Genomic DNA, 424 nt, shown 5'->3' with positions numbered 1-424 from the left:
ACATCGACATTGATCGGTTGCGGCAACGGATCGTCGAGTTGAACGCTGAACACAAGATGGATGGCGAGATCGCGGCAATACTCAATCAGGAAGGCTTCGTCGCGGCCCGAGGCTGCGCCTTCAAGGGCGAGAATGTCTGGCTGTTGCGGACCCGCTGGAGCATTCCTACCGTCAAAATCAACGGCGTGGACAAGAATCCGATGCGCTGGCCCGATGGGAGCTTCTCAATTCAGGGGGCAGCTGCCGAGCTCTGTGTAACTCCGCAAACGGTGTTCGCGCGCGGAATGCTGACAGGTCGCCAATTAACCAAAGGCCAGCCTTGGCAGATCGAGCTCTCAGACGAACAAATGAGTCAGCTTCGCAACCGGGTACGACGCACCAAGCGTTCGAAGAAGGAGGCATCATGAAGTCATCGGCTCGCCGA

At 57.5% G+C, this 424-nt stretch carries 1 pseudogene; it reads left to right on the top strand.

From position 1 onward, the window contains the following. A pseudogene (locus tag QJT78_RS52180) lies at nucleotides 1-407 on the top strand (recombinase family protein); the annotation flags it as partial. Nucleotides 408-424 lie beyond the last annotated feature (17 nt).

This window comes from Bradyrhizobium sp. Mp27 (genome assembly GCF_029953005.1).
Lineage (GTDB): Bacteria > Pseudomonadota > Alphaproteobacteria > Rhizobiales > Xanthobacteraceae > Bradyrhizobium > Bradyrhizobium barranii.
Note: the sequence above shows the minus strand (reverse complement) of the source record. Positions and strands in the feature narration are given on the sequence as shown.